The 23707-nt window shown below is 73.3% G+C and carries 19 protein-coding genes; 12 read left to right on the forward strand and 7 right to left on the reverse strand.

The window, feature by feature from the left end; genetic code table 11:
• From gcl to GXP74_RS11150, 6 genes are all read left to right on the forward strand, one after another.
• On the forward strand, window positions 1-1779 hold the full coding sequence (gene gcl, locus GXP74_RS11125) for a glyoxylate carboligase (RefSeq protein WP_182451323.1): 1779 nt from the start codon (window positions 1-3) through the stop codon (window positions 1777-1779).
• Between the two features lie 192 nt (window positions 1780-1971).
• Window positions 1972-3123 (forward strand): glycerate kinase, encoded by a 1152-nt coding sequence (locus GXP74_RS11130; protein ID WP_182451324.1) that lies wholly within the window; start codon window positions 1972-1974, stop codon window positions 3121-3123.
• 185 nt (window positions 3124-3308) lie between these two features.
• Window positions 3309-4664 carry an allantoinase AllB gene (allB, locus tag GXP74_RS11135; protein WP_182451325.1) on the forward strand — a complete coding sequence of 452 codons (1356 nt, stop codon included), beginning with the start codon at window positions 3309-3311 and terminating at the stop codon, window positions 4662-4664.
• Entirely contained in the window at window positions 4661-5896 is a 1236-nt protein-coding gene (alc, locus tag GXP74_RS11140; RefSeq protein ID WP_182451326.1) for an allantoicase, read from the forward strand. Before allB ends, alc begins: the two co-directional genes overlap by 4 nt.
• A 129-nt stretch (window positions 5897-6025) precedes the next feature.
• Window positions 6026-7486, forward strand: a complete 1461-nt coding sequence (locus tag GXP74_RS11145; protein ID WP_182451327.1) for a catalase — start codon at window positions 6026-6028, stop codon at window positions 7484-7486.
• Window positions 7487-7650: 164 nt separating this feature from the next.
• Window positions 7651-8427 (forward strand): VOC family protein, encoded by a 777-nt coding sequence (locus tag GXP74_RS11150; RefSeq protein ID WP_182451328.1) that lies wholly within the window; start codon window positions 7651-7653, stop codon window positions 8425-8427.
• A gap of 59 nt (window positions 8428-8486) precedes the next feature.
• Here the strand turns inward: GXP74_RS11150 and GXP74_RS11155 are convergent, their stop codons facing one another.
• Entirely contained in the window at window positions 8487-9146 is a 660-nt protein-coding gene (locus GXP74_RS11155) for an ester cyclase (protein ID WP_182451329.1), read from the reverse strand.
• Window positions 9147-9279: 133 nt separating this feature from the next.
• Between GXP74_RS11155 and GXP74_RS11160 the strand changes: the two genes are divergently transcribed.
• Together GXP74_RS11160 and GXP74_RS11165 are read left to right on the forward strand one after the other, a co-directional pair.
• Window positions 9280-9684: a helix-turn-helix transcriptional regulator gene (locus GXP74_RS11160; RefSeq protein ID WP_182451330.1), complete on the forward strand. Its 405-nt coding sequence runs from the start codon at window positions 9280-9282 to the stop codon at window positions 9682-9684.
• Window positions 9685-9744: 60 nt separating this feature from the next.
• Window positions 9745-10155: a VOC family protein gene (locus GXP74_RS11165; protein ID WP_182451331.1), complete on the forward strand. Its 411-nt coding sequence runs from the start codon at window positions 9745-9747 to the stop codon at window positions 10153-10155.
• A gap of 23 nt (window positions 10156-10178) precedes the next feature.
• On the opposite strand, the gene GXP74_RS11170 is transcribed toward GXP74_RS11165, so the two are convergent.
• The 5 genes from GXP74_RS11170 to GXP74_RS11190 all read right to left on the reverse strand — a co-directional run bounded on the left by GXP74_RS11170 (window position 10179) and on the right by GXP74_RS11190 (window position 17018).
• A complete protein-coding gene (locus GXP74_RS11170) occupies window positions 10179-11351 on the reverse strand; it encodes an XdhC family protein (protein ID WP_182451332.1) in 1173 nt (390 codons plus the stop codon).
• Window positions 11352-11421: 70 nt separating this feature from the next.
• On the reverse strand, window positions 11422-12900 hold the full coding sequence (locus tag GXP74_RS11175) for an NCS2 family permease (protein WP_182451333.1): 1479 nt from the start codon (window positions 12898-12900) through the stop codon (window positions 11422-11424).
• Between the two features lie 289 nt (window positions 12901-13189).
• A complete protein-coding gene (gene pucD / locus GXP74_RS11180) occupies window positions 13190-15583 on the reverse strand; it encodes a xanthine dehydrogenase subunit D (protein WP_182456368.1) in 2394 nt (797 codons plus the stop codon).
• Between the two features lie 44 nt (window positions 15584-15627).
• Window positions 15628-16116, reverse strand: coding sequence for a (2Fe-2S)-binding protein (locus GXP74_RS11185; RefSeq protein WP_182451334.1), 489 nt, complete (start codon window positions 16114-16116; stop codon window positions 15628-15630).
• Complete coding sequence (locus GXP74_RS11190) at window positions 16113-17018, reverse strand: xanthine dehydrogenase family protein subunit M (protein WP_182451335.1); 906 nt, start codon at window positions 17016-17018, stop codon at window positions 16113-16115. Before GXP74_RS11190 ends, GXP74_RS11185 begins: the two co-directional genes overlap by 4 nt.
• A gap of 309 nt (window positions 17019-17327) precedes the next feature.
• Between GXP74_RS11190 and GXP74_RS11195 the strand changes: the two genes are divergently transcribed.
• The 4 genes from GXP74_RS11195 (at window position 17328) to GXP74_RS11210 (ending at window position 23084) form a co-directional block, all read left to right on the forward strand.
• Window positions 17328-19361 carry a M3 family metallopeptidase gene (locus GXP74_RS11195; protein WP_182451336.1) on the forward strand — a complete coding sequence of 678 codons (2034 nt, stop codon included), beginning with the start codon at window positions 17328-17330 and terminating at the stop codon, window positions 19359-19361.
• A gap of 162 nt (window positions 19362-19523) precedes the next feature.
• Window positions 19524-21098: a PucR family transcriptional regulator gene (locus GXP74_RS11200; protein ID WP_182456369.1), complete on the forward strand. Its 1575-nt coding sequence runs from the start codon at window positions 19524-19526 to the stop codon at window positions 21096-21098.
• Between the two features lie 103 nt (window positions 21099-21201).
• A complete protein-coding gene (locus GXP74_RS11205; protein WP_182451337.1) occupies window positions 21202-22293 on the forward strand; it encodes an ROK family glucokinase in 1092 nt (363 codons plus the stop codon).
• A gap of 152 nt (window positions 22294-22445) precedes the next feature.
• The gene (locus GXP74_RS11210) at window positions 22446-23084 is read left to right on the forward strand and encodes an MBL fold metallo-hydrolase (RefSeq protein ID WP_182451338.1); all 639 of its coding nucleotides are present in this window, start codon (window positions 22446-22448) and stop codon (window positions 23082-23084) included.
• Here GXP74_RS11210 and GXP74_RS11215 read toward each other — a convergent pair.
• Window positions 23042-23707, reverse strand: coding sequence for a phosphatase PAP2 family protein (locus tag GXP74_RS11215; RefSeq protein WP_182451339.1), 666 nt, complete (start codon window positions 23705-23707; stop codon window positions 23042-23044). The two genes, GXP74_RS11210 and GXP74_RS11215, sit on opposite strands and share 43 nt — an antisense overlap.

Consider the following 23707-nt stretch of genomic DNA (forward strand, 5'->3'; position numbering starts at 1 on the left):
ATGGCACGGATGACCGCGGCCCAGGCCGCCGTCGAGATCCTGAAGAAGGAGGGGATCACCCACCTCTTCGGCCTCCCCGGCGCGGCGATCAACCCGTTCTACTCCGCGATGCGGACGAACGGCGGACTGACCCACGTCCTGGCGCGCCACGTCGAGGGCGCGTCGCACATGGCGGAGGGCTACACCCGGGCCAAGGCCGGGAACATCGGCGTCTGCATCGGCACCAGCGGACCGGCCGGGACCGACATGATCACCGGCCTCTACTCGGCCAGCGCGGACTCGATCCCGATCCTGTGCATCACCGGCCAGGCGCCGGTCTCCAAGCTGCACAAGGAGGACTTCCAGGCGGTCGACATCACCTCGATCGCCAAGCCGCTGACCAAGATGGCGATGACCGTGCTGGAACCCGCCCAGGTCCCCGGGGCGTTCCAGCAGGCGTTCCACCTGATGCGCTCGGGCCGTCCCGGACCGGTCCTGATCGACCTGCCGATCGACGTGCAGTTGTCCGAGATCGAGTTCGACGTCGACACGTACCAGTCGCTGCCGGTCTACAAGCCGTCCGCCTCCCGGGCGCAGATCGAGAAGGCACTGGACCTGCTGGCCGCCTCGCAGCGGCCGCTGATCATCGCGGGCGGCGGTGTCATCAACGCCGACGCCGCCGACCTGCTGGTCGAGTTCGCCGAGCTGACCGGCGTGCCGGTGGTGCCCACGCTGATGGGCTGGGGCAGCATCCCGGACGACCACCCGCTCACCGCCGGGATGGTCGGCCTGCAGACCTCGCACCGCTACGGCAACGCGACGCTGCTGGAGTCGGACTTCGTGCTCGGCATCGGCAACCGCTGGGCCAACCGCCACACCGGCGAGCTCGGGGTCTACACCGAGGGGCGCACCTTCGTCCACGTCGACATCGAGCCGACCCAGATCGGCCGGGTGTTCGCGCCGGACTACGGGATCGTCTCCGACGCGAGGGCCGCGCTGGAGCTGTTCGTCGAGGTCGCCCGCGAGCGCCGGGCCGCCGGAGCCCTGGCGGACCGCTCCGCCTGGGCGAACAGCTGCCAGGTCCGCAAGGGCGAGCTGCTGCGCAAGACCGACTTCGACAACATCCCGGTCAAGCCGCAGCGGGTCTACCAGGAGATGAACCAGGCCTTCGGCCGGGACACCCGGTACGTCACCACCATCGGCCTGTCGCAGATCCAGGCCGCGCAGATGCTGCACGTCTACGGGCCGCGCAACTGGATCAACGCCGGTCAGGCCGGGCCGCTGGGCTGGACCCTGCCGGCCGCGCTGGGCGTCGCCACGGCGTCCCCGGAGGACCAGGTGGTCGCGCTGTCCGGCGACTACGACTTCCAGTTCATGATCGAGGAACTGGCGGTCGGCGCGCAGTTCAACATCCCGTACATCCACGTGGTGGTGAACAACGCGTACCTGGGCCTGATCCGCCAGGCGCAGCGCGCCTTCGACATGGACTACCACGTCCAGCTGTCCTTCGAGAACGTCAACGCTCCCGAGCTCAACGGCTACGGCGTGGACCACGTCAAGGTCGCCGAGGGCCTGGGCTGCAAGGCCATCCGGGTGTTCGACCCGAACGAGCTCGGCGCCGCCTTCGAGCAGGCCAAGAAGCTCGCGGCGGAGTTCCGGGTGCCGGTCGTGGTCGAGGTCATCCTGGAGCGGGTCACCAACGTGTCGATGTCGGGCGCCGGTATCGACGCGGTGAACGAGTGGGAGCCGGTCGCCACCGCGGCCGCGGACGCCCCCAGCGCCATCCGCAACACCCTGTAGCACCCCGCCGCCCCCTGGGCCCTCACCGGCCCGGGGGCGGCCCCCAGACTTCCTCCCGGCGGTGTGACCCATCCCTTGATGGGAATATCCGGTCGTGCCCGCATCGCCGGGAGGAACACCACGTACGACAAGTACTGACGACCAACAAGTACCGACGACCGAGAAGTACCGACGACGAACGTGAGGACGACGATGGCCCAGCAGCCGATCAGCACCGGGCATGTGGTCGTCGCGCCCGACAAGTTCAAGGGCAGCCTGAGCGCCGCCGAGGCCGCCGAGCGGATCGCCGCGGGCATCCGCCGCGCGGCGCCCGGCACCGAGGTCCGCACGCTCCCGGTCGCCGACGGCGGCGAGGGCACCGTGCTGGCCGCGCTCGCGGCGGGCTACCGCCGGATCGAGGCGACGGTCAGCGGGCCCACCGGCGAGCCGGTGCGGGCCCTGCTGGCGGTCCGCGACCGGACCGCCGTGGTCGAGGCGGCGCAGGCCAGCGGCCTGACGCTGCTGCCCGGCGGGGTACCCGCGCCGCTCACCGCCGGCAGCTACGGCACCGGGCAGCTGATCGCCCGGGCGCTGGAGCTCGGCTGCGACCGGATCGTGCTCGGCCTCGGCGGCGTCGCCTGTACCGACGGCGGCGCGGGCATGGCCCAGGCGCTCGGGGCCTCGCTGCGGGACCGCGACGGCGCCGAGCTGCGCCCCGGCGGGGCGGCGCTGCACGGTCTCGCGGCGCTCGACCTCGGCGTGCTGCCGAAGACGCTGGCCGGGGCCGAGGTGGTGATCGCCGGTGACGTGGACAACCCGCTGCTGGGCGAGCGCGGCGCCCCCGCCGTGTACGGCCCGCAGAAGGGCGCGAGCCCGGCGCAGGTCGCCGAGCTGGACGCGGCGCTCGCGCACTGGGCGGACGCCGTGGGCGCGGCCACCGGCACCGACCTGCGGGCCACCCCGGGCGCGGGGGCGGCCGGGGGCCTCGGCTTCGGCGCCATGGCCCTGCTCGGGGCCCGGATGCGGCCCGGGATCGGGCTGCTGCTCGACCTCCTGGGCTTCGACCAGGCGGTGCGGGGAGCCCGTCTGGTCGTGACCGGCGAGGGCTGCCTGGACGTGCAGACCCTGCACGGAAAGGCCCCCGCCGGGGTCGCCGCGGCGGCCACCGGGGCGGGGGTTCCGGTGGCCGCCGTGGCCGGTCTGCTGGAGCTGACCGAGGCCCAGTGGCGCGGGGCGGGCTTCGTCGCCGCCTACGCCCTGGCCGACCTGGCCGGACCGGACGCCCCGGCCGGGGACAGCATCACCCGCGCGGCCGAACTGGCCGAGCTCGCGGGCCGGCGGCTGGCCACTGACCTGCTGGGTTGAGCACCGACCTGCGGCAGCTGTCGCACGGCTGTCCGATAGTCGAACGTTGACGTTTTGTTGAAGGCCGTCCTAGGCTCGCCCTACCGAAACCGCCCGGCTGTTCCGGCCGCACCCGTGTGCGGGCTTCCCAGCCGTACCGTGCCCGCGTCGCGCGGACCGCACGCCGATCCAGCCCGGAGGTTCTGTTGACCGGTTCCCCGTACACGGTGTTCCGCTCCCGCCGCGCCGTCCTCCCCGAGGGTGAGCGCCCGGCCGACGTCGTCGTCCGCGACGGCCGGATCACCGGTGTCCTGCCGTACGGCACGGCGGTCGAGGGCGAGGTCACCGACCTCGCCGGGCTGGCGCTGCTGCCGGGCCTGGTCGACACCCACGTGCACGTGAACGAGCCGGGCCGGACCGACTGGGAGGGCTTCGCCAGTGCCACCCGGGCCGCCGCCGCCGGCGGGGTCACCACCATCGTCGACATGCCGCTGAACTCGATCCCGCCGACCACCACGGTCGACGGGCTGGAGGCCAAGCGCAAGGCCACCGACGGGCAGCTGTTCGTGGACACCGGCCTGTGGGGCGGCGCGATACCCGGCAACACCGGTGACCTGGCCCCGCTGCACGCGGCCGGGGTGTTCGGCTTCAAGAGCTTCCTGGCCCCCTCCGGCGTGGACGAGTTCCCGCACCTGACGACCAGTCAACTCGAAGCGGCGCTGACCGAACTGGCCCGGATCGACGCGCTGGCGATCATCCACGCCGAGGACCCGGCGGTGCTCGACGCGGCGCCGCGGCGGACCGGTCCGCACTACGCCGACTTCCTCGCCTCCCGCCCCGACGACGCCGAAACCACGGCGGTGGCAACGCTGTTGGAGATCGCCGGGCGGACCGGGGCGCGGATCCACATCCTGCACGTCTCCTCCGCCGCGGTGCTGCCGCTGCTGCGCCGGGCCCGGGCCGAGGGCGTCAGGGTCACCGCCGAGACCTGTCCGCACTACCTGACGCTGGCCGCGGAGCAGGTCCCCGAGGGTGACACCGCCTTCAAGTGCTGTCCGCCGATCCGCGACGAGTCCAACCGCGAACAGCTCTGGCAGGCCCTGGCCGACGGCGAGTTCGCGGCCGTGGTGTCCGACCACTCGCCGTCCACGCCGGACCTGAAGCACCTCCCGCGCTACGGCGGCAGTGGTGACTTCGCCGCCGCCTGGGGCGGTATCGCCTCGCTCCAGCTCGGGTTGCCCGCGATCTGGACCGAGGCCCGCCGCCGGGGCTTCCCGCTCGCGGACGTGGTGCGCTGGATGAGCAGCGGCCCGGCCGCCCTCGCCGGACTGGCCCGGAAGGGCGCGATCGTCCCCGGCCACGACGCCGACCTGGTCGCCTTCGACCCCGACGCCGACTTCACCGTCCACCCCGAGGGCCTGCACCACCGCAACCCCGTGACCCCGTACTCCGGCCGCACGCTGACCGGCGCCGTCCGCACCACCTGGCTTCGCGGCCGGGCCGTGTCCGTGGACGCCGATGCCGAGCCGACCGGCCGACTGATAGCCCGAGGAGAATCATGACTGACAGTCAGCAGGCCCATCCCTTCACGGACTTGGTCAACCTCGCCGCACGTTCGCTGGGTGCGGGCGTGATCGACGCCAACGACGAGCTGTTCGCCGAGAAGGAGAACCTGATCGTCGCGGCCGCCGCCCAGTTCCGGCCGCACACCTTCGGCCACAAGGGCCAGATCATGGACGGCTGGGAGACCCGCCGCCGCCGGGGCGTCGGCGCCGAGCAGCCGCACCCGACCGCCGACGACCACGACTGGGCCGTGGTCCGGCTCGGCGTGGCCGGGGTGGTCCGCGGCGTGGTGGTGGACACCGCGCACTTCACCGGCAACTACCCGGAGAGCGGCTCGGTCGAGGCCGCGTCGGTCCCCGGGAACCCGTCGCCGGCCGAGGTCGCCGCTGCCGAGTGGGTGGAGATCGTCCCGCGCACCGCGCTCAAGGGCGACACCGCGCACGAGTTCCCGGTCACCGCCGAACAGCGGTTCACCCACGTCCGGTTGAACATCTGGCCGGACGGCGGCGTGGCCCGGCTGCGGGTGTACGGCGAGGTGGTGGCCGACCCGCGCGACCTGGACGGGCTGACCTTCGACCTGGCCGCGCAGGAGCACGGCGGGGTCGCCACCGGGGCCTCCGACCGCTACTTCTCCTCCCCGCACAACCTCAACTCGCTGGGCCGGGCCGCGGTCATGGGCGAGGGCTGGGAGACCCGCCGCCGCCGCGACCGGGGCAACGACTGGGTGGAGCTCCAGCTCGCCGGGACCGGCGAGGTCGCCGCGATCGAGATCGACACCACCCACTTCATCGCCAACTGCCCCGGCTGGGCCGCGGTCAAGGGCCGGGACGAGTCCGGCCAGTGGTTCGACCTGCTGCCGCGCACCCGGCTACAGCCGGACACCCGGCACCGGCTGCGGGTCGAGCCCGGCCGCCCGGTCACCGCCGCCCGGCTGGAGGTCTTCCCGGACGGCGGCATCGCCCGGCTGCGGCTCACCGGCCGGCTCACCGAGGAGGGCCGCTGCGCCCTCGCGCTGCGCTGGCTGAACCTGATCCCGGCGGCCGAGGCGCGGCAGGCACTCACCGGCGCCGGGCTGACCGAGGCCGAGGCGGCCGAGCTGACCGCCGCCCGCCCGTTCGCTGACGCGGCGTCAGTGAGCGTGCTGGAGGCCGCACTCACCCCCGCCGACCGCCCCGACGGCGCGGAGACCACGCGCCGCCGGGCCGCGTTCTGGCGGCTGCTGGGCGTCTGACGACGACGGCCCGCCCAGCAGCCGCCGCACCAACAGCACCACGTACCAGCTCCGCACCACCGCGACCACGTCACGCGCCCGTGTCACCGACCGGGTCGCGACCACCCGAGCCCCTACCGAGGTACCGCTATGTCTCTCACCCTCACCACCGAGTCGGGCGCGCCAGTCGCCGACAACCAGAACTCCGCGCAGGCCGGTGTCGGCGGCCCGGTCCTGATCCAGGACCAGCAGCTGATCGAGAAGCTCGCCCGCTTCAACCGCGAGCGCATCCCGGAGCGCGTGGTCCACGCCCGTGGCTCCGGCGCGTACGGCTACTTCGAGGTCACCGACGACGTCACCCCGTTCACCCGGGCCGACTTCCTGGACACCGTGGGCAAGCGCACCGAGGTCTTCCTGCGCTTCTCCACCGTCGCGGGCAACCTGGGCGCGGGCGACGCGGTGCGCGACCCGCGCGGCTTCGCGCTGAAGTTCTACACCGAGGAGGGCAACTACGACCTCGTCGGCAACAACACCCCGGTGTTCTTCATCAAGGACCCGATCAAGTTCCCCGACTTCATCCACTCCCAGAAGCGCGACCCGTTCACCGGGATCCAGGAGGCGGACAACGTCTGGGACTACTGGTCCTACTCGCCGGAGTCGCTGCACCAGATCACCTGGCTGTTCGGCGACCGGGGGATCCCGGCCAGCTACCGCCACATGAACGGCTACGGCTCGCACACCTACCAGTGGGTCGCCGCCGACGGCGCCGCCTACTGGGTCAAGTACCACTTCAAGACCAACCAGGGCGTCCGCAGCCTGGACGGCGCCCAGGCGGCCGAGCTCGCGGGCAACGACCCCGACAGCCACCAGCGCGACCTGCACCGCTCGATCGAGCGCGGGGTCTTCCCGTCCTGGACGGTGCACGTGCAGCTGATGCCGGTGGCCGACGCCGCCGACTACCGGTTCAACCCGTTCGACCTGACCAAGGTGTGGCCGCACAGCGACTACCCGCTGCGGAAGGTCGGCCGCCTGGTGCTGAACCGCAACCCGGAGAACGTCTTCGCCGAGGTCGAGCAGGCCGCGTTCTCGCCGAACAACTTCGTCCCCGGCATCGGCCCCTCGCCCGACAAGATGCTCCAGGGGCGGCTGTTCGCCTACGCCGACGCGCACCGCTACCGCCTGGGCGTCAACCACACCCAGCTCGCGGTCAACGCCCCGAAGGCGACCGAGGCGCACAACTACGGCCGGGACGGCCTCGGCGCGGTGAACGCGGCGGGCCGGGCCAAGAACTACGAGCCCAACTCGTACCAGGGCCCGCGCCAGACCGACCAGGCGCTGGCGGCGCCGACGGCGGTGCTCGGCTGGACCGGCACCCACAGCGCGCCCGAGCACGCCAAGGACGACGACTTCTTCCAGGCCGGTGAGCTCTACCGGCTGATGTCGGCGGACGAGCGGGGCCGGCTGATCGCGAACCTGGCCGGTGCCCTCGGCGCGGTCACCCGCGACGACGTCGTCGACCGGGTGCTGCCGTTCTTCCACGCGGCGGACGCCGACTACGGCAAGCGCCTGCAGGCGGCGGTCGAGGCCGTCCGCAACGCCGAACAGGCGTAGCGGAGGACACGGGGGAGGGGGCGGGTCCGGCGCAGCGTCGCGCCGGGCCCGCCCCGCCGTGCGTTCCGGTAGCGGGACGACCGCGGACGGTGAAGAGTGAACCCGGGGCCGACCCGAGCGCCCCGCGCAGTCCCCCCGCCGCTCCCCGTCCCCCGGAGGCGTCCATGCCCGAGGTCACCGCACCCTACGCGCCCGGCACCCCCTGTTGGGTCGACCTGATGGTCCCCGATCAGCAGGCTGCCCTCGACTTCTACCGCGACCTGTTCGGCTGGCAGGGCGAGATCGGTCCGCCGGAGACCGGCGGGTACTCCGTGTGCACCAGGAACGGGCGGCCGGTGGCCGGGATCGGCCCGGTGCAGGCGCCGGACGCGCCCACCGTGTGGACCACCTACATCGCCAGCGACGACGCCCCGGCCACCCTCTCGGCGGTCACCGCCGCCGGCGGCACGCCGTTGACCGAGGTCATGGACGTGCTCACGCTCGGCCAGATGTTCCTGGCGGCGGACCCGGCCGGGGCGGTCTTCGGGGTCTGGGGCCACAAGGACTTCTTCGGCGCGGGCCTGGTCAACGAGCCCGGCGCGCTGGTCTGGAACGAGTGCAACTCCCGCGGGGCCGACGCCGCCTCGGTGTTCTACGCCGCCGCCTTCGGGGTGACCTTCACCGAGGCCGAGGGCATGGGCGGCTACCGGGAGATCCGGGTCGACGGCCGGGTCGTCGGCGGCCTGCAACAGATGAAGCCGCCCTACTTCACCCCGGAGACGCCCTCGTACTGGGGCGTGTACTTCGCGGTGGACGACACCGACAGCACGGTGGACGCGGCGGTCAAGCGCCGGGCCGACGTGCTGGTGCCGCCGACCGACAGCCCGGTCGGCCGGATCGCCACCCTGCGTGACCCCTGGGGCGCGACCTTCTCGGTGATCACCCCGAGCGCGCAGGGCTGACCGACAGCGACGGCGCGGGCCCCCCGAACGGGGCCCGCGCCGTCAGTACTGGTCCCGGCCTACTTGTCGTGGGCGACCGGGCAGCCGCCGGTCAGCGTGCCGAGGAAGGCGTTGGGGTCGTAGAAGTGCTCGACCTCCAGCAGTCGCAGGTCGTCGCTGACCTTGGCGATGCTCACGCCGTACATCTCCACCTGCTCGCCGCTGGGCTGGAAGCCCTTGTACTCGCCGGAGAAGGTGCCCCAGTGGCGCCAGCGGAAGGTGATGGTGGGGGGCGGCGACAGGACGTCCAGCACCTCCCAGTAGAAGCCCTCGGGGAAGGCCTGGTGGAAGACGTGGTGCGAGGACTCGAAGTCCTCGGCGCCCGCGGGGTAGAAGACGCTGTCGCCGATCAGGATGTTGTAGCTGCCGATGTCGGCGATGTCCTGGGCGCTGGCCCACTGGCCACCGTTGACCCGGGTACGGAACTGCTCGGTCACCATCGAGACCCAGGTGGCCGGGTCCTTCTTGTGCGAGACCTCCATCTCGAAGACCTGGACGATGCTCTCGGCGATCGCTTCCAGCGACCCAGCCGCGTGCTGCGTGCTGCGCTGGCCCGGCATCACCGTGTGGGACAGGTGGTAGTCGGGGGTCTCCTCGCGCCAGTCGCCGGGCGCGGCGGCGGCGATGACCGCCTCGCGCCCCTGGAGCCAGAGGGGGGTTTCGGCTTGGGCGTCAGACATGGGCTGTTGGGCCTTTGCTCAGGAGGCAGGTGTCGAGCAGATGATACCTATCATCCCCATCAATTCTTGAACTCTGGACAACCGCCCGCCGCCACCGTTTCTTCAGGCATCGTCGCCGGGTAACCTCGTGCCCATGAACCCGCACGATCTCGCCGGCCTCGCGCGGCTGCGCCGGGCGCGGGATCTGATGGACCGCGACTACGCCAGCCCGCTGGACGTACCGACGCTGGCCCGGCACGCGCTGATGTCACCCGCGCACTTCTCCCGGCGGTTCCGGGCGGCCTACGGCGAGACCCCGTACAGCTACCTGATGACCCGCCGGATCGAGCGGGCGATGGCGCTGCTCCGCGGCGGCATGAGCGTGACCGACGCCTGCATGGAGGTCGGCTGCACCTCGCTCGGCTCGTTCAGCTCGCGGTTCACCGAGGTCGTCGGGGTCACACCGAGCGAGTACCGGCTGCGCGAGCACGCCGCGGTGGCCGCGATGCCCGCCTGCGTGGCGATGGTGCGCACCCGCCCGAGCCGCGACCAGCGCTGACCGGCCCCGGTTCGGCGGGACCGCGAGCGGTTGTCGGAGCCGCCGCCTAGGGTTGGCGGCATGACCATCGCGCTCCAGTACTGCCACATCACCGTCAACGACGTGGACCAGTCGCTCGGCTTCTACCGGGACGCGCTGGGCCTGGAGGTGCGCAACGACGTCGCCTCCGGCGGGTTCCGCTGGGTGACCCTGGGCAGCCCGGACCAGCCCGGACTGGAGATCGTCCTCTCGGAGCCGCACGCCGGGCGCTCCCAGGCCGACGGCGACGTGCTCCAGGAACTGCTCACCAAGGGCGTGCTGCCGAGCGTGGTGTTCCGCACCGACGACCTGGAGGCCACCTTCGAGCGGGTGCGGGCCTCCGGCGCCGATGTCCTGCAGGAGCCCACCGACCAGCCCTGGGGTCCGCGCGACGGCGCGGTCCGCGACCCGTCGGGCAACCTGGTCCGGATCGCCCAGGCCCCCAGGGAGTAGCCCCGCCCGCCGGACCGGGGGGCTCAGGCGATGCGGCGGGGCCGGTCCTGGGCCGGGTGGTCGTGGTGGATCGGGCCGCCGTGCGCGCTGAGCGGCAGGCAGCTGCCGCCGCGCCGGTGGGCGACGATCTCGGCGGCGACCGCCACCGCGGTCTCCTCCGGGGTGCGGGCGCCGAGGTCGAGGCCGATCGGGGAGCGCAGCCGGTTCAGTTCCAGGTCGGTCAGCCCGGACTCGCGCAGCCGGTCGAGCCGGTCCCGGTGGGTGCGCCGGGAGCCCATCGCGCCGACGAAGCCCAGTGGCATCCGCAGCGCCCGCTCCAGCAGCGGGATGTCGAACTTCGCGTCGTGGGTCAGCACGCACAGCGCGGTCCGGCCGTCCAGCCGTCCGGCGGCGGCCTCGGCGTCCAGGTAGCGGTGCGGCCAGTCCACCACCACCTGGTCGGCGCCGGGGAAGCGGCGCTCGGTGGCGAACACCGGCCGGGCGTCGCAGACGGTGACGTGGTAGCCGAGGAAGCCGCCGATCCGGGCCACCGCCCCGGCGAAGTCGATGGCACCGAAGACGATCATGCGCGGCGCGGGGACGTGCGACTCGACGAAGAAGACGGCGGTGTGCGCCGCCGCGGGGTCGCACGGGCGGCCGTCCAGGGCCAGCGTGAACTGCCCGGTGCGGCCCGCCTCCAGCATCGCCCGGGCCTGGACCGCGGCGGCGCTCTCCAGCGCCGCGCTGTCCGGGACCCTCGCGGCCAGCGAGCCGTGGTGGGTGTCGGCGGTCACCGCGAGGGTGGCGCCGGTCAGCGCCGCCGGTCCGTCGATCACCCGGACCAGCGCCACCGGGCTGCCCGAGGCCAGGTAGGCCAGCCCGGCGTCCAACCCCGGGTCGGCCCCGGGGACGACCCGCTGGACGAAGACGTCGATGATGCCGCCGCAGGTCAGGCCGACCGCGAAGGCGTCCTCGTCGCTGAAGCCGAAGCGGTGCAGCACCGGGTCGCCGTCGGCCAGGGCCTGCTGGCACAGCTCGTAGACCGCCCCCTCCACACAGCCGCCCGACACGCTGCCGACGGCCTCGCCGTCGGCGTCCACGGCCAGGGCCGCCCCCGGGTCGCGCGGGGCGCTCCCGGAGACGGACACCACCGTGGCCACGGCGAAGGAGCGTCCGGCACGGTGCCAGGCGTCGAGTCGGTCGGCGATGTCCTGCATGCTGCGGCGCTCCTTCGACGGTCGGAATGGGGGAGGAGGGGGCGGTGACTACCGGGTCGTCGCGGAGGGGTCAGTGCACGCCGAGGAGTGACTGGATCGGGCCGATGAAGAAGTAGACGAGGAACACCACGGTCAGCCCCCACATCAGGCCGCCCGGCTCGCGCCACTTCCCGGTCCCGGCCTTGATCGCGACGTAGGACAGGACGCCCGCGCCGACACCGGCGGTGATCGAGTACGTCATCGGCATGACCGCGCACATCAGGAACGCCGGGATGGCGATCTCCCGGTCGGCCCACGGGATGTGCCGGGCCTGGGCCATCATCATCGAGCCGACGACCACCAGTGCCGCCGCCGCGACCTGCCCGGGCACGACCTGGGCGAGCGGGGAGAAGAACAGCATCAGCGCGAACACCCCGCCGGTGACCACGCTGGCCAGACCGGTACGCGCGCCCTCGCCGACGCCGGTGGCGGACTCCACGAAGACGGTGTTGCCGGAGGCTCCGGCCAGACCGCCCATGATCCCGCCCGCGCCGTCCACCAGCAGGGCCTTGGTCAGGCCCGGCATCCGGCCCTGCTCGTCGGCCAGTCCGGCCTCGGTGCCGACGCCGATGATGGTGGCCATCGCGTCGAAGAAGCCGGCCAGGACCAGGGTGAAGACCGCGACCGAGGCGCTGATGAAGCCCATGCCGTTCTTGCCGCCGCTGAACGCGCCGAAGACGTCGATATGGCCGAAGAGGCCGAAGTCCGGCGCCGAGAACGGGCTGCCGTGCAGCGTCGGGACGGAGGTGGCGCCGCCCCAGGTCGCCACCGGGACCAGGCCGCAGGCGTTGACGATCACCGCTAGCACGGTCCCGGAGACGATGCCGATCAGGATCGCGCCGGGCGTCCTGCGGGCCTGGAGCACGAAGATCAGCAGCAGCGTGAAGCCGAACAGCGCCACCGGCCAGCCCTGCAGGTGGCCCTCCGGGTTGGTGCCGAGCTGGACCGGGTTGGCCGGGTTGCGGCCCACGAACCCGGCGTTGACCAGGCCGATGAAGGCGATGAACAGCCCGATGCCCATGGTGATGGCGTGCTTGAGCGGCAGGGGTATGCCGTTCATGACCCTCTCGCGCAGCCCGGAGACGACCATCAGCACGATCAGCGCACCGTAGATCACACAGAAGCCGAAGGCCTCGGACCAGGAGCAGTGCGGAACGATGATGGTGGACAGCGCGGCGGAGACGCCGAGCCCGGCGGCGGCGGCCAGCGGCACGTTGCCGATCAGGCCCATGCAGATGGTGGTGACCGCCGCGGCGAGCGCGGTGGCGGTGGTGATCTGACCGGAGTCGAGGTGGTGGCCGGTGATGTCCGCACCCGACAGCAGGATCGGGTTGAGGACGATGATGTAGGCCATGGCCATAAAGGTGGTGAGACCACCGCGGATCTCCGCGCCGACGGTCGAGCCACGCGCGCTGATCTTGAAGTAGGCGTCGAGGACGCCCTTCGGCGCTTGCGGCGGCAGCGACGCGGGGTCGCTGGTGATTCTGGATTCCGTGGGGATCTGGGTCACGGGTTCCACTCCCAAGGTTCATAGGGGGTTGGGGTGGGGCTCGCGGCCGACCTGGTGACCCGTCAGGTAGGGCGTGCAGGGGACGGTGCGGCTCGCTTGGTGGGGGTGCCTGGGTGCACGCGCCCCGGCGAGGGCGGCGTGCGGCGGTGTACTGATCCGGTGTGCCTGGGTACTGCGGTGCTGCGGTGCTGCGTGGTGCGGTACTGCGTGCTGCGGTGCTGCGTGGTGGTGCCGGTGCCCCGGGGCGGTGGGGAAGACGGGACGCCGCCCCGGGGACGTGTGTGGCCGGTCAGGTGCCGGTGATGTGCTCCGGCCGGACCGGTACCCGGTTCAGCGCCAGGCCGGTCGCGGCCCGGATCGCCGAGACGATGGCCGGGGTGGAGGAGAGGGTGGGGGCCTCACCCACGCCGCGCAGCCCGTAGGGCGAGTGCGGGTCGGGGAGCTCCAGGATCTCGACCGGCTGCGGCGGGGTGTCCAGGATGGTGGGGATCAGGTAGTCGGTGAAGGAGGGGTTACGCACCTTCCCGTCCCGGGTGATGATCTCCTCCATCACCGCGAGCCCGAGGCCCTGGGTGGAGCCGCCCTGGATCTGGCCGATCACCGACAGCGGGTTGAGCGCCTTGCCGACGTCCTGGCAGGCGGCCAGCTCGACCACCTTGACCAGGCCCAGCTCCACGTCCACGTCCACCACCGCGCGGTGCGCGCAGAAGGTGTACTGCACGTGGCCGAAGCCCTGGCCGGTCTCCTTGTCGAAGGGGACGGTGGGCCGGTGGTGGTGCTCCCGGGTCAGGTCGATGGCCTGGTCGCCGAGCAGGTCGACGATGGAGACCAGCACCCCGCTGGAGGCGGAGACCACCTTGCCGCCGACCAGCGACAGGTCGTTGCTGGTCCAGCCGTAGCGGCTGCGGCCCAGGTTGAACAGCTCGTTGCGGACCGCCTCGGCGGCCAGCTTCACCGCGCCGCCGGTCATGTACGTCTGCCGCGAGGCGGAGGTGGAACCGGCCGAGCCGACCTCGGTGTTGGCCGGGTGGATGGTCACCCGCTCCACACCCAGCTCGGTCCGGGCGATCTGCCCGTGCACGGTCACCCCGCCCTGGCCGACCTCGGCCATCGCGGTGTGCACCATCGCCACCGGCTCGCCGCCGATCACCTCCAGCCGGACCCGCGCGGTGGAGTAGTCGTCGAAGCCCTCGGAGAAGCCGACGTTCTTCAGGCCGACCGCGTAGCCCACGCCGCGCACGATGCCCTCGCCGTGCGAGGTGTTCGACAGCGCCCCGGGCAGCTCCCGGACGTCCAGGACGGGGGTGCGGCTCGCAGAGCCTCCGTCAAGGGCGGCGGCGGGCGACGGGTGGGCGGTGCCCAGCGGGGGCGGCAGCGGCAGGTCCTTGACCCTCCGCAGCAGCTCCGCGACCGGCGCCGGGGCGTCGATCTGCTGTCCGGTGGGCAGGTACGAGCCCTGCGAGACGGCGTTCAGCTGCCGCAGCTCGACCGGGTCCATGCCCAGCTCGGCGGCCAGCCGGTCCAGCTGGGTCTCGTAGGCGAAGCACGCCTGCACCGCGCCGAAGCCGCGCATCGCGCCGCAGGACGGGTTGTTGCTGTACAGCGCGACCGCCAGCACGTCCACGTTCGGGATCTCGTACGGGCCGACCGACAGCGAGGAGGCGTTGCCGACCACGGCCGGGGAGGCGGAGGCGTACGCGCCGCCGTCCAGCACGATCCGGGCCTGCATGTAGACCAGCTTGCCGTCGCGGGTCGCCCCGTGCTCGTAGTGCATCCTCGCCGGGTGGCGGTGGACGTGCCCGAAGAAGGACTCCTCGCGGGAGTACACGATCTTCACCGGCTTGCCGGTGCGCTGCGCCAGCAGGCAGGCGTGGATCTGCATCGACAGGTCCTCGCGCCCGCCGAACGCGCCGCCGACCCCGGCCAGGGTCAGCCGCACCTTGTTCTCCGGCAGGCCCAGCACCGGCGCGATCTGCTGCCGGTCGACGTGCAGCCACTGGGTGGCGATGTACAGGTCGATGCCGCCGTCCTCGGCGGGCACCGCCAGCCCGGACTCCGGACCGAGGAAGGCCTGGTCCTGCATGCCGACCTCGTAGTCACCGCTGACCACGACGTCCGCCAGGGCCCGGACCTCGTCGCTGACGCCGAGGCCGGAGACCACCTTCTGCTGGTGCACGATGTTGCCGGAGGCGTGGCCCCGGTACTCGTGCGGCTCGTGCACGTAGCCGTGGGTCTGCGGGTCGAGGCACTGCTCCTCGGTGGTGATCGGGGTGAGCACCTCGTACTCGACCTTGACCTTCGCCAGGGCGCGCCGCGCGGTCTCCGGGTGGTCGGCGGCGACGATCGCCACCGCCTCGCCGTGGTACCGGATCTGGTCGATGGCCAGCGCCGGCTGGTCCTGGATCTCCAGGCCGTAGAGCTTGCTGCCGGGGATGTCCTCGTGGGTGAGCAGCGCGTACACGCCGGGCAGCGTCAGCGCCTCGGAGATGTCCACGGACAGGATCCGGGCCCGGGCGTGCGGCGCGCGCAGCGCCATGCCCCAGAGCATGTCCTCGTGCCACAGGTCGGAGGAGTAGGCGAACTCGCCCCTGACCTTGAGCGTGCCGTCCGGGCGCAGCGGCGAGCCGCCGATGCCGTCCGGGTGCGCGGTGGTGATGTCCTGGAGGTTCTTCTCGCCCCGGATGGTCCGGGTCCCGGACGTTCCGGCGGCCGTGGTCCTGCTGCGCGTCACTGGGACACCTCCGACTGGTGACAGGTGCGGGCGGAGGCCAGCCGGACCGCGTCCATGATCTTCTCGTAGCCGGTGCAGCGGCACAGGTTGCCGGACAGGGCCTCGCGGATGTCGTTGTCGCTGGGCTGCGGCTCGCGGGCGAGCAGGTCGTGGGTCTGCACCAGCAGCCCCGGGGTGCAGAAGCCGCACTGGACCGCCCCGGCGTCGATGAACGCCTGCTGCACCGGGTCGAGCCCGGTCTCGGCGTCCGCCAGGCCCTCGACCGTGCGGACCTCGCGGCCCTGCACCTGGCCCGCCGCCACCAGGCAGCCGCAGACCGGCGAGCCGTCCAGGTAGACCGTGCAGGAGCCGCACTCGCCCTGCTCGCAGGCGTTCTTGGAGCCGGGCAGGCCGAGGCGTTCGCGCAGCATGAACAGCAGGCTCTCGCCCTCCCACACGTCGTCCGCTTCGACCTCACGGCCGTTGGCGTTGAAGGTCACCCTCATGCTGCGCTCCTCAGCGACTGCGTGTAATCGGTCCAGGTCCAGGTCAGGGTGCGGCGGGCCATCACCGCGAGCGCGTGGCGCCGGTACGAGGCGGTGCCGCGGACGTCGTCGATGGGCGACGCGGAGGCCGCGACCAGCTCGCCGAAGCGCTGGACGGCCGCCGGGCCGATCAGCCCGCCGGTACGCCACAGGTCGCGCTCGGCCAGCTCACCGGCGAGGAAGTCCTCGGCGGGGACGGCGCGGCGCGGGGTCGGCGCGGCGGAACCGATGCCGGTGCCGACGGTGCCGGTGCGGGGGTGCAGCGCGAAGCCGAACGCGCAGACCGCGATGACCATGGCGTTGCGGGTGCCGATCTTCGAGAACTGCTGCGGTCCGTCCGCGACCGGGATCCGGACCGCGCGGATCAGCTCGTCCGGCTCCAGCGAGTTGCGCTTGACCCCGACGTAGAAGTCGTCGATGGCGATCAGCCGGGTGCCGCGCACGGAGGCGGCCTCGACGAACACGTCCCGCCCGGCCGCCAGCAGCGCGGGGTGGGCGTCACCGGCGGGGGAGGCCCCGCCGAGGTTGCCGCCCACGCTGCCCCGGTTGCGGATCTGCGGCGAGCCCACGGTGTTGCCCGCGAGCGCCAGACCGGGCAGTTGCACCGAGAGCTCCCGGGTGATCCTGGCGTACGGCACTGCCGCGCCGAGCCGGACCACCTCGCCCCGCTGTCCCTCGAAGGTGCCGGTCTCCCAGGTGGTCAGCTCGGTGATCCGGTTCAGGTCGAGCAGCGCGGCGGGCCGGTGGCGGTCGAAGTTGAGCTCGACCATCACGTCGGTGCCGCCGGAGATCGGCAGTGCGGACGGGTTCTCGGCCTTCGCCGCGAGTGCCTCGTCCCAGGTGGCGGGCCGCAGGAACTCCATGCGGTGACTCCTCTGTGTGATGTCTTGGTGGTGCTTGTCCACTGTCAGGCTCATGGGCCGTGCCCGCCGGGAACCTGCACTCGGGGCGCCGTTCGCGTCGGCGCGGTGCCCGGTGTGTGAGCCAGTAGACAAGCGCGGGGGCACGGCGGGGCAGTCACTGATGCCATGAAGACCAGCCCCGGCCCGCCGCGCCCACGCTGTACGTTTCTCCAAGCCCCAACGGCCGACCGGGGGCCCGTCGGCGGTACCGTGGACCGGCGGGAAAAGCCTGGCAGCGCCACTGCCACCACTGGGCGTAGTGTCTTCCGGATGACAACCGAGACGACGGGGGACAACCCCTTCCTGCTCCCCAGCGGCCTGCCCTTCCAGCTGCCGCCGTTCGCGGAGATCCGCGAGGAGCACTACCTGCCCGCGTTCACGCTCGGCATGAGCGAGCAGCTGGCCGAGGTCGCCGCGATCGCCGCCGATCCGGAGCCCGCCACCTTCGAGAACACCGTGGCGGCGCTGGAGCGCTCCGGCGCCCTGCTGCGCCGGGTCTCGCTGGTCTTCTTCAACCAGTCCTCCTCGGACACCACCGACGGCGTCCAGGAGATCGACGCGGCGATCAGCCCCCGGCTGGCCGCGCACGACGACGCGATCCACCTCGACCCGGCGCTGTTCGCCCGGCTCGACGCGCTGCACACCCGGCGCGCCGAGCTCGGCCTGGACGCCGAGTCGCTGCGGGTGCTGGAGCGCTACCACGCCCAGTTCGTCCGGGCCGGGGCCCGGCTGGACGCGGCCGAGCAGACCCGGCTGCGGGAGCTCAACGCCGAGCTGGCCGCCGCGAGCACCACCTTCGAGCAGAACCTCTTCGCCGACACCCGGGCCGCCGCGCTGGTCGTGGAGTCCGCCGAGGAGCTGTCCGGACTCTCCGCGGACGCCCTCGCCGCCGCCGCCGAGAACGGCCGCGCCCGCGGCCACGACGGCGCGTACCTGATCAGCCTGAAGAACTTCTCCAACCAGACCGAGCTGGCCGCCCTGGACGACCCCGAGGTCCGCCGTCGGCTGCTCGACGCCTCGCTGGCCCGCGGCATCGAGTCCAACGGCCCGCTGGCCGCGCGGATGGCGGTGCTGCGCGCCGAGCGCGCCGCGCTGCTCGGCTTCGCCAGCCACGCCGCCTACGAGGTCGCCGACCAGACGGCGGGCACCACCGAGGCGGTGGAGGCGATGCTCGGCGGCCTGGTCGCGCCCGCCGTCGCCAACGCCCGGCAGGAGGCCCGGGCCCTGGCCGAGAGCGCCGGGGTGGACCGGATCGAGGCCGCCGACTGGCAGTACTACTCGGAGAAGGTCCGCAAGGCCCGGTTCGACGTCGACGCCGCCGCCATGCGCCCCTACCTGGAGCTGGAGTCGGTGCTCCGGGACGGCGTCTTCCACGCCGCCGGACTGGTCTACGGGCTGACCTTCACCGAGCGCCCCGACCTGGTCGGCTACCACCCCGACGCCCGGGTGTTCGAGGTCACCGACAGCGACGGCAGCCCGCTCGGCCTGTACCTCGGCGACTTCCACGCCCGCTCCTCCAAGCGCGGCGGGGCCTGGATGAACGAACTGGTCGGCCAGTCCCACCTGCTGGACCAGCGCCCGGTGGTGGTCAACAACCTCAACATCGCCAAGCCTCCGGCCGGTGAGCCCGCGCTGCTCACCTGGGACGAGGTCACCACCCTGTTCCACGAGTTCGGCCACGCGCTGCACGGCCTGCTCTCCGACGTCCGCTACCCGCTGGTGGCCGGGACCGGGGTGCCGCGCGACTTCGTCGAGTACCCCTCGCAGGTCAACGAGATGTGGTCGGAGTGGCCCGAGGTGCGGGACAACTTCGCCCGGCACCACGTCACCGGCGAGCCGATGCCGACCGAACTGGTCACCCGGATGAAGGACGCCGCGAACTTCGGCGAGGGCTTCCGCACCGTCGAGTACCTGGCCGCCGCGCTGCTCGACTGGGCCTGGCACACCCTGCCCGCCGGGGCCGACCCCGGCGACCCGTCGGCCTTCGAGGCGGCGGCGCTGCGGCGGTACGGCCTCGACCTGGACGCGGTTCCGCCGCGCTACCGCACCGGCTACTTCGCGCACGTCTTCGCGGGCGGCTACGCGGCCGGGTACTACGGCTACATCTGGTCCGAGGTGCTGGACGCCGACACCGTCGAGTGGTTCAAGGAGAACGGGCGGCCGATCCGCGAGAGCGGTGAGGTCTTCCGGCGCCAACTGCTCGCCCGGGGCGGTAGCGTCGACTCGATGGGCGCGTTCGCGGGCTTCCGCGGCCGGGCCCCGGAGATCGCCCCCCTGCTCGCGCGGCGCGGCCTGACCGGCTGACCGAAGGCGACCGCGCCCGCCGGGTTGCTTCCCGGCGGGCGCAGTCGGGTAACGTGCGGCAACGCCCCCTGACAGCGTCCGGTGACGCGGGGCCCGTGCCGTGGAGCCCACGTGACGCTCCCGGCGCCGTACACCCCACCCTTGCCAGACGGAGGTAGCACCTTGCGGATCGGCGCGCTGCTCGCCCCACCGGCGCCCCGGCTGCGCCTGCTCGCGGGGCGCGAGGAGCTGGACCGGGTGGTCTCCGGAGTGATGACCACCGACCTGAGCGACCCCGGCCGCTACCTGCACGGCGGCGAGCTGGTGCTCACCGGGATGCTCTGGCGCACCGGCCCGGACGACTCCGAGCGCTTCGTCCGGGTGCTGGCCGCCGCCGGGGCGGTCGGCCTGGCCGCGGGCGAGGCCGAGGTCGGCCCGGTCCCGGAGGACCTGGTCGCGGCCTGCGAGCGGCACCGGATGCCGCTGTTCGCGGTCCCCGACGACGTCGCCTTCGGCCAGGTCACCGAGTTCGTGGTGCGCCAGGTCTCGGCCGACCGCGCGGCCGACCTGTCCGCGCTGGTGGACCGGCACCGGGTGCTGATGTCCACCTCCGGCGGCGCGGGCCTGGACGCCGTCCTGGAACTCCTCGGCGGCGACCTCGACCTGGACTGCTGGGTGCTCACCCCCAGCGGCCGGGTCATCGCCGGACCACCTGATCGGCTCAACGACGCGGAACGCGACCAGCTGGCCCGCGCCCACCTGGACGCCCGCCGTCGGCGCGGCCCCTCGGGCCGGACCCGGATCGGCGGGCGGCCGTTCTCGCTGCTGCCGGTCGTCGCCGAGGCCACCCCGGGCACCAGCCCGCTCTCCGAGTGGCTGCTCGCGGTCGAGGGCGACGTCACCGAGTGGACCCCCAAGCGCCAGCAACTCGCCGAGAACCTGGCCCGGCTGGCCGGGGCCGAACGCGGCCGCCGGGACGAGAGCCGCAGGCTCCGCAGCCGCCTCGCCGACGAGGTCTTCGCGCTGCTCCAGCGCGACGCCCCGCCGGAGGAGCTGCGCCGCGCGCTGGACGCCTCGCTGGCCATGGCCCGCGGCGGCGGGGGCTTCCCGGAGGCCTGGGTGGTGGCCTCGGCGGACAGCCTCGGCCTGCCCGACGGCGCGTTGCGGGCCGCCCTGGTCGAGGCGCTGACCGGAGAGGACGACCGCACCCTGATCGGCGGCGGAGGCTCCGGCGCGATGCTGCTGCTGCCGCAGCCCGCCGACGGCGCCACCGTCGCCGAGCGGCTGCGCGACCTGCTCGGCCCGCTGGAGGCCGGGCTCGGCCCGGAGGGGCGGCTGACCCTCGGCGCCAGCGCCCCGGCCGCCTCGGCCGGGGGCCTGCGCGGCGCGCTGGAGGAGGCCCGGCACGCCCGCCGGATCGCCGCCTCCCGGGTCGGCCGGATCTGCGTCTCCGGACCGGAGGAACTGGCCTCGCACGTGCTGCTGCTGGCAGCCGTCCCGGACGAGGTCCGCCGGGCGTACCGCAGCCGACTGCTGGACCAGGTGGTCGGCTACGACCTGGAGCACCAGGCCGACCTGGTCCGCACGCTGGAGGCGTTCCTGCGCTACGACGGCTCCTGGACCCGCTGCGCCGCCGCGCTGCACGTGCACGTCAACACGCTGCGGTACCGGATCGGCCGGATCGAGGAGCTGACCGGGCGCGACCTCTCCCGGCTGGAGGACCGGGTGGACTTCTACCTGGCGCTGGAGCTCTCCTGACGTCCCGGGACGCGCCGGGCGACCCCGGTCGCCCCGGCAACCCCGGTAACCTCGGTAACCGCGGTCCCCGGACCACTCGGACCAGAGCGGAGGACGGACGCACGTGAGCGGCGCGTACATCCGGACAGGCAACAGGCGCGGCGCGGGCACCTATCCCCGGGGCGACGACGCTCCGCGGCCGGGCCTGCTGCGGCTGCCCACGGTGGGCATCGACATCGGCGGCACGAAGATCGCCGCCGGGGTGGTCGACGGCGAGGGCCGGATCCGGGAGCAGCTGCGCGCGGAGACCCCGGACCGCAGCAAGAGCCCCAGGGTGGTCGAGGACACCATCACCGAGCTGGTGCTGGACCTGGCCGACCGGCACGACGTGCACGCGGTCGGCATCGGCGCGGCCGGGTTCGTCGACGCCGACCGGGCCCGGGTGCTGTTCGCCCCGCACCTGTCCTGGCGCAACGAGCCGCTGCGGGACGCGCTCAGCGCCCGGCTGCGGCTGCCGGTGGTGGTCGAGAACGACGCCAACGCCGCCGCCTGGGCCGAGTGGCGCTTCGGCGCGGGAGCCGGGGTCTCGCAGCTGGTGATGGTGAACCTGGGCACCGGTATCGGCGGCGCGGTGATCCGCGACGGCCGGGTGGAGCGCGGGCGCTACGGCATGGCCGGGGAGTTCGGCCACATGACGGTGGTGCCCGGCGGCCACCGCTGCCCCTGCGGCAACCGGGGCTGCTGGGAGCAGTACTCCTCCGGGAACGCGCTGGTCCGCGAGGCGCGGGAGCTGGCCGCCGCCGAGTCGCCGGTGGCCCAGCCGCTGCTGGAGCGGGCGGGCGGGGAGGCCTCGGCGATCACCGGGCCGCTGGTGACCGAGGCGGCGCGGCAGGGCGACCCGGTCGCGGTCGAGCTGCTCCAGGAGATCGGCCAGTGGCTGGGCCTGGGCATCGCCAACCTGGCCGCCGCGCTGGACCCGGAGCGGTTCATCATCGGCGGCGGCGTCTCGGCGGCGGGGGAGCTGCTGCTGGGCCCGGCCCGGGAGGCCTACCGGCGGAACCTGACCGGGCGCGGCTTCCGGCCCGAGGCGGAGATCGTCCCGGCCCGGCTCGGCAACGAGGCCGGCCTGGTCGGCGCAGCCGACCTGGCCCGCACCGTGGCCCGCCGGTTCCGCACCGTCAAGCGCAGCCGGGTGGAGCGCGGCCGGCACGGATGACGTCCCGCCGGGCCGCGCCCGACCGCTCGTCGGCCCGGGCATCCTCGCCGGTCAGCCTGGTACCGGACGCACCAGGCTGGGCGCGCGAAAGCGGTCGGCGGCTGGTGCAGGATGGAGCAAACGGCAAGGCCTCTGTGGAAGGACAACGCACCATGCGGCTCACCAAACTCGGACACGCCTGCGTCAGGCTGGAGAAGGACGGCCGGACCCTGGTCCTCGACCCGGGCGCGTTCACCGAGCCCGAGGCCCTGGACGGCGCCGACGCCGTACTGATCACCCACGAGCACTTCGACCACTTCGTGGAGGACCGGCTGCGCCGCGCCGCCGAGGCCGACCCGGCGCTGCGGATCTGGACCAACGGCGCGGTGGCGGACCAGCTCACCGGCCTCGGCGAGGGCCGGGTGCACCGGGTCGGCCACGGCGACGCCTTCACCGTCGAGGGCTTCGAGGTCGAGGTCCACGGCGAGTGGCACGCGCGGATCCACCCGGAGATCCCGCTGGTCGGCAACGTCGGGTTCCTGGTGGACGGCGAGGTGTTCCACCCGGGCGACGCGCTGACCGTCCCGGAGCGCGAGGTCGGCACGCTGCTGCTGCCGGTCCACGCGCCCTGGTCCAAGCTGGCCGAGGTGGTCGACTACGCCCGCGCCGTGGGCGCGGCACGGGCGCTGGCCCTGCACGACGTGATGCTCAGCGACATCGGCCTGGAGGGTGTCCAGCGCTTCGTCGGGATGCTCGCCGAGGACGTCGACTACCGGCGGCTGACCTCGGGCGAGTCGGTCGAGCTGGGCTGAGCCCCGGCCGGGGCGGCGGTCAGGAACGGGCGCAGGAAGCCCGACTCCAGCCGGACCACCAGCGGCGGGCCCCAGCGCCGCGCCGCGAGCACCACCGGTACCGCGACCGCCGCGCCGAGCACGAAGCCGACCAGGACGTCGTGCGGGTAGTGCGCGCCGACCCAGATCCGGGCGAAGCCCATCACCAGCGCGGCCAGCGTGGCGATCGCGCCGAGCCTGCGGTCCAGCAGCCACAGCGCGGCGGCCAAGGCGGCGGCGATCGCCGAGTGGTTGCTCGGGAAGGACCAGTCGCCGACGCCCGGGCAGGGCTGGATGGTCGCCGGGGCGGTGATCACCTGGCAGGGCCTGACCTCGTCGAAGACGCTCTTGACGATGTCGTTGGCGACGTAGGCGGCCACCACCGCCACCGGTACCGACAGCGCCGCCGCCATCGCGGCGGGGCTGCGGCCGTCACGGGCCCGCCACCAGCCGGCGATCATCAGCAGCGCGAACAGGCCGAGGCCGAAGGTCGCGTAGAACGAGATCAGGTCGTCGAACCAGTGCGGGGCGTCCGCCGCCCGGGTGATGAACCAGTGGTACAGGCCCCCGTCGATCGAGGAGCCGTTCAGGGCCAGATGGGTCAC

Source organism: Streptacidiphilus sp. P02-A3a (assembly GCF_014084105.1).
Classification (GTDB): domain Bacteria; phylum Actinomycetota; class Actinomycetes; order Streptomycetales; family Streptomycetaceae; genus Streptacidiphilus.

What these genes read in the sequence shown, in the direction of transcription:
- gcl (WP_182451323.1), top strand. Translation starts at nt 1, where the DNA reads ATGGCACGGATGACCGCGGCCCAGGCCGCCGTCGAGATCCTGAAGAAG.
- GXP74_RS11130 (WP_182451324.1), top strand. Translation starts at nt 1,972, where the DNA reads ATGGCCCAGCAGCCGATCAGCACCGGGCATGTGGTCGTCGCGCCCGAC.
- alc (WP_182451326.1), top strand. Translation starts at nt 4,661, where the DNA reads ATGACTGACAGTCAGCAGGCCCATCCCTTCACGGACTTGGTCAACCTC.
- GXP74_RS11145 (WP_182451327.1), top strand. Translation starts at nt 6,026, where the DNA reads ATGTCTCTCACCCTCACCACCGAGTCGGGCGCGCCAGTCGCCGACAAC.
- GXP74_RS11150 (WP_182451328.1), top strand. Translation starts at nt 7,651, where the DNA reads ATGCCCGAGGTCACCGCACCCTACGCGCCCGGCACCCCCTGTTGGGTC.
- GXP74_RS11155 (WP_182451329.1), bottom strand. Translation starts at nt 9,146, where the DNA reads ATGTCTGACGCCCAAGCCGAAACCCCCCTCTGGCTCCAGGGGCGCGAG.
- GXP74_RS11160 (WP_182451330.1), top strand. Translation starts at nt 9,280, where the DNA reads ATGAACCCGCACGATCTCGCCGGCCTCGCGCGGCTGCGCCGGGCGCGG.
- GXP74_RS11165 (WP_182451331.1), top strand. Translation starts at nt 9,745, where the DNA reads ATGACCATCGCGCTCCAGTACTGCCACATCACCGTCAACGACGTGGAC.
- GXP74_RS11170 (WP_182451332.1), bottom strand. Translation starts at nt 11,351, where the DNA reads ATGCAGGACATCGCCGACCGACTCGACGCCTGGCACCGTGCCGGACGC.
- GXP74_RS11185 (WP_182451334.1), bottom strand. Translation starts at nt 16,116, where the DNA reads ATGAGGGTGACCTTCAACGCCAACGGCCGTGAGGTCGAAGCGGACGAC.
- GXP74_RS11190 (WP_182451335.1), bottom strand. Translation starts at nt 17,018, where the DNA reads ATGGAGTTCCTGCGGCCCGCCACCTGGGACGAGGCACTCGCGGCGAAG.
- GXP74_RS11195 (WP_182451336.1), top strand. Translation starts at nt 17,328, where the DNA reads ATGACAACCGAGACGACGGGGGACAACCCCTTCCTGCTCCCCAGCGGC.
- GXP74_RS11210 (WP_182451338.1), top strand. Translation starts at nt 22,446, where the DNA reads ATGCGGCTCACCAAACTCGGACACGCCTGCGTCAGGCTGGAGAAGGAC.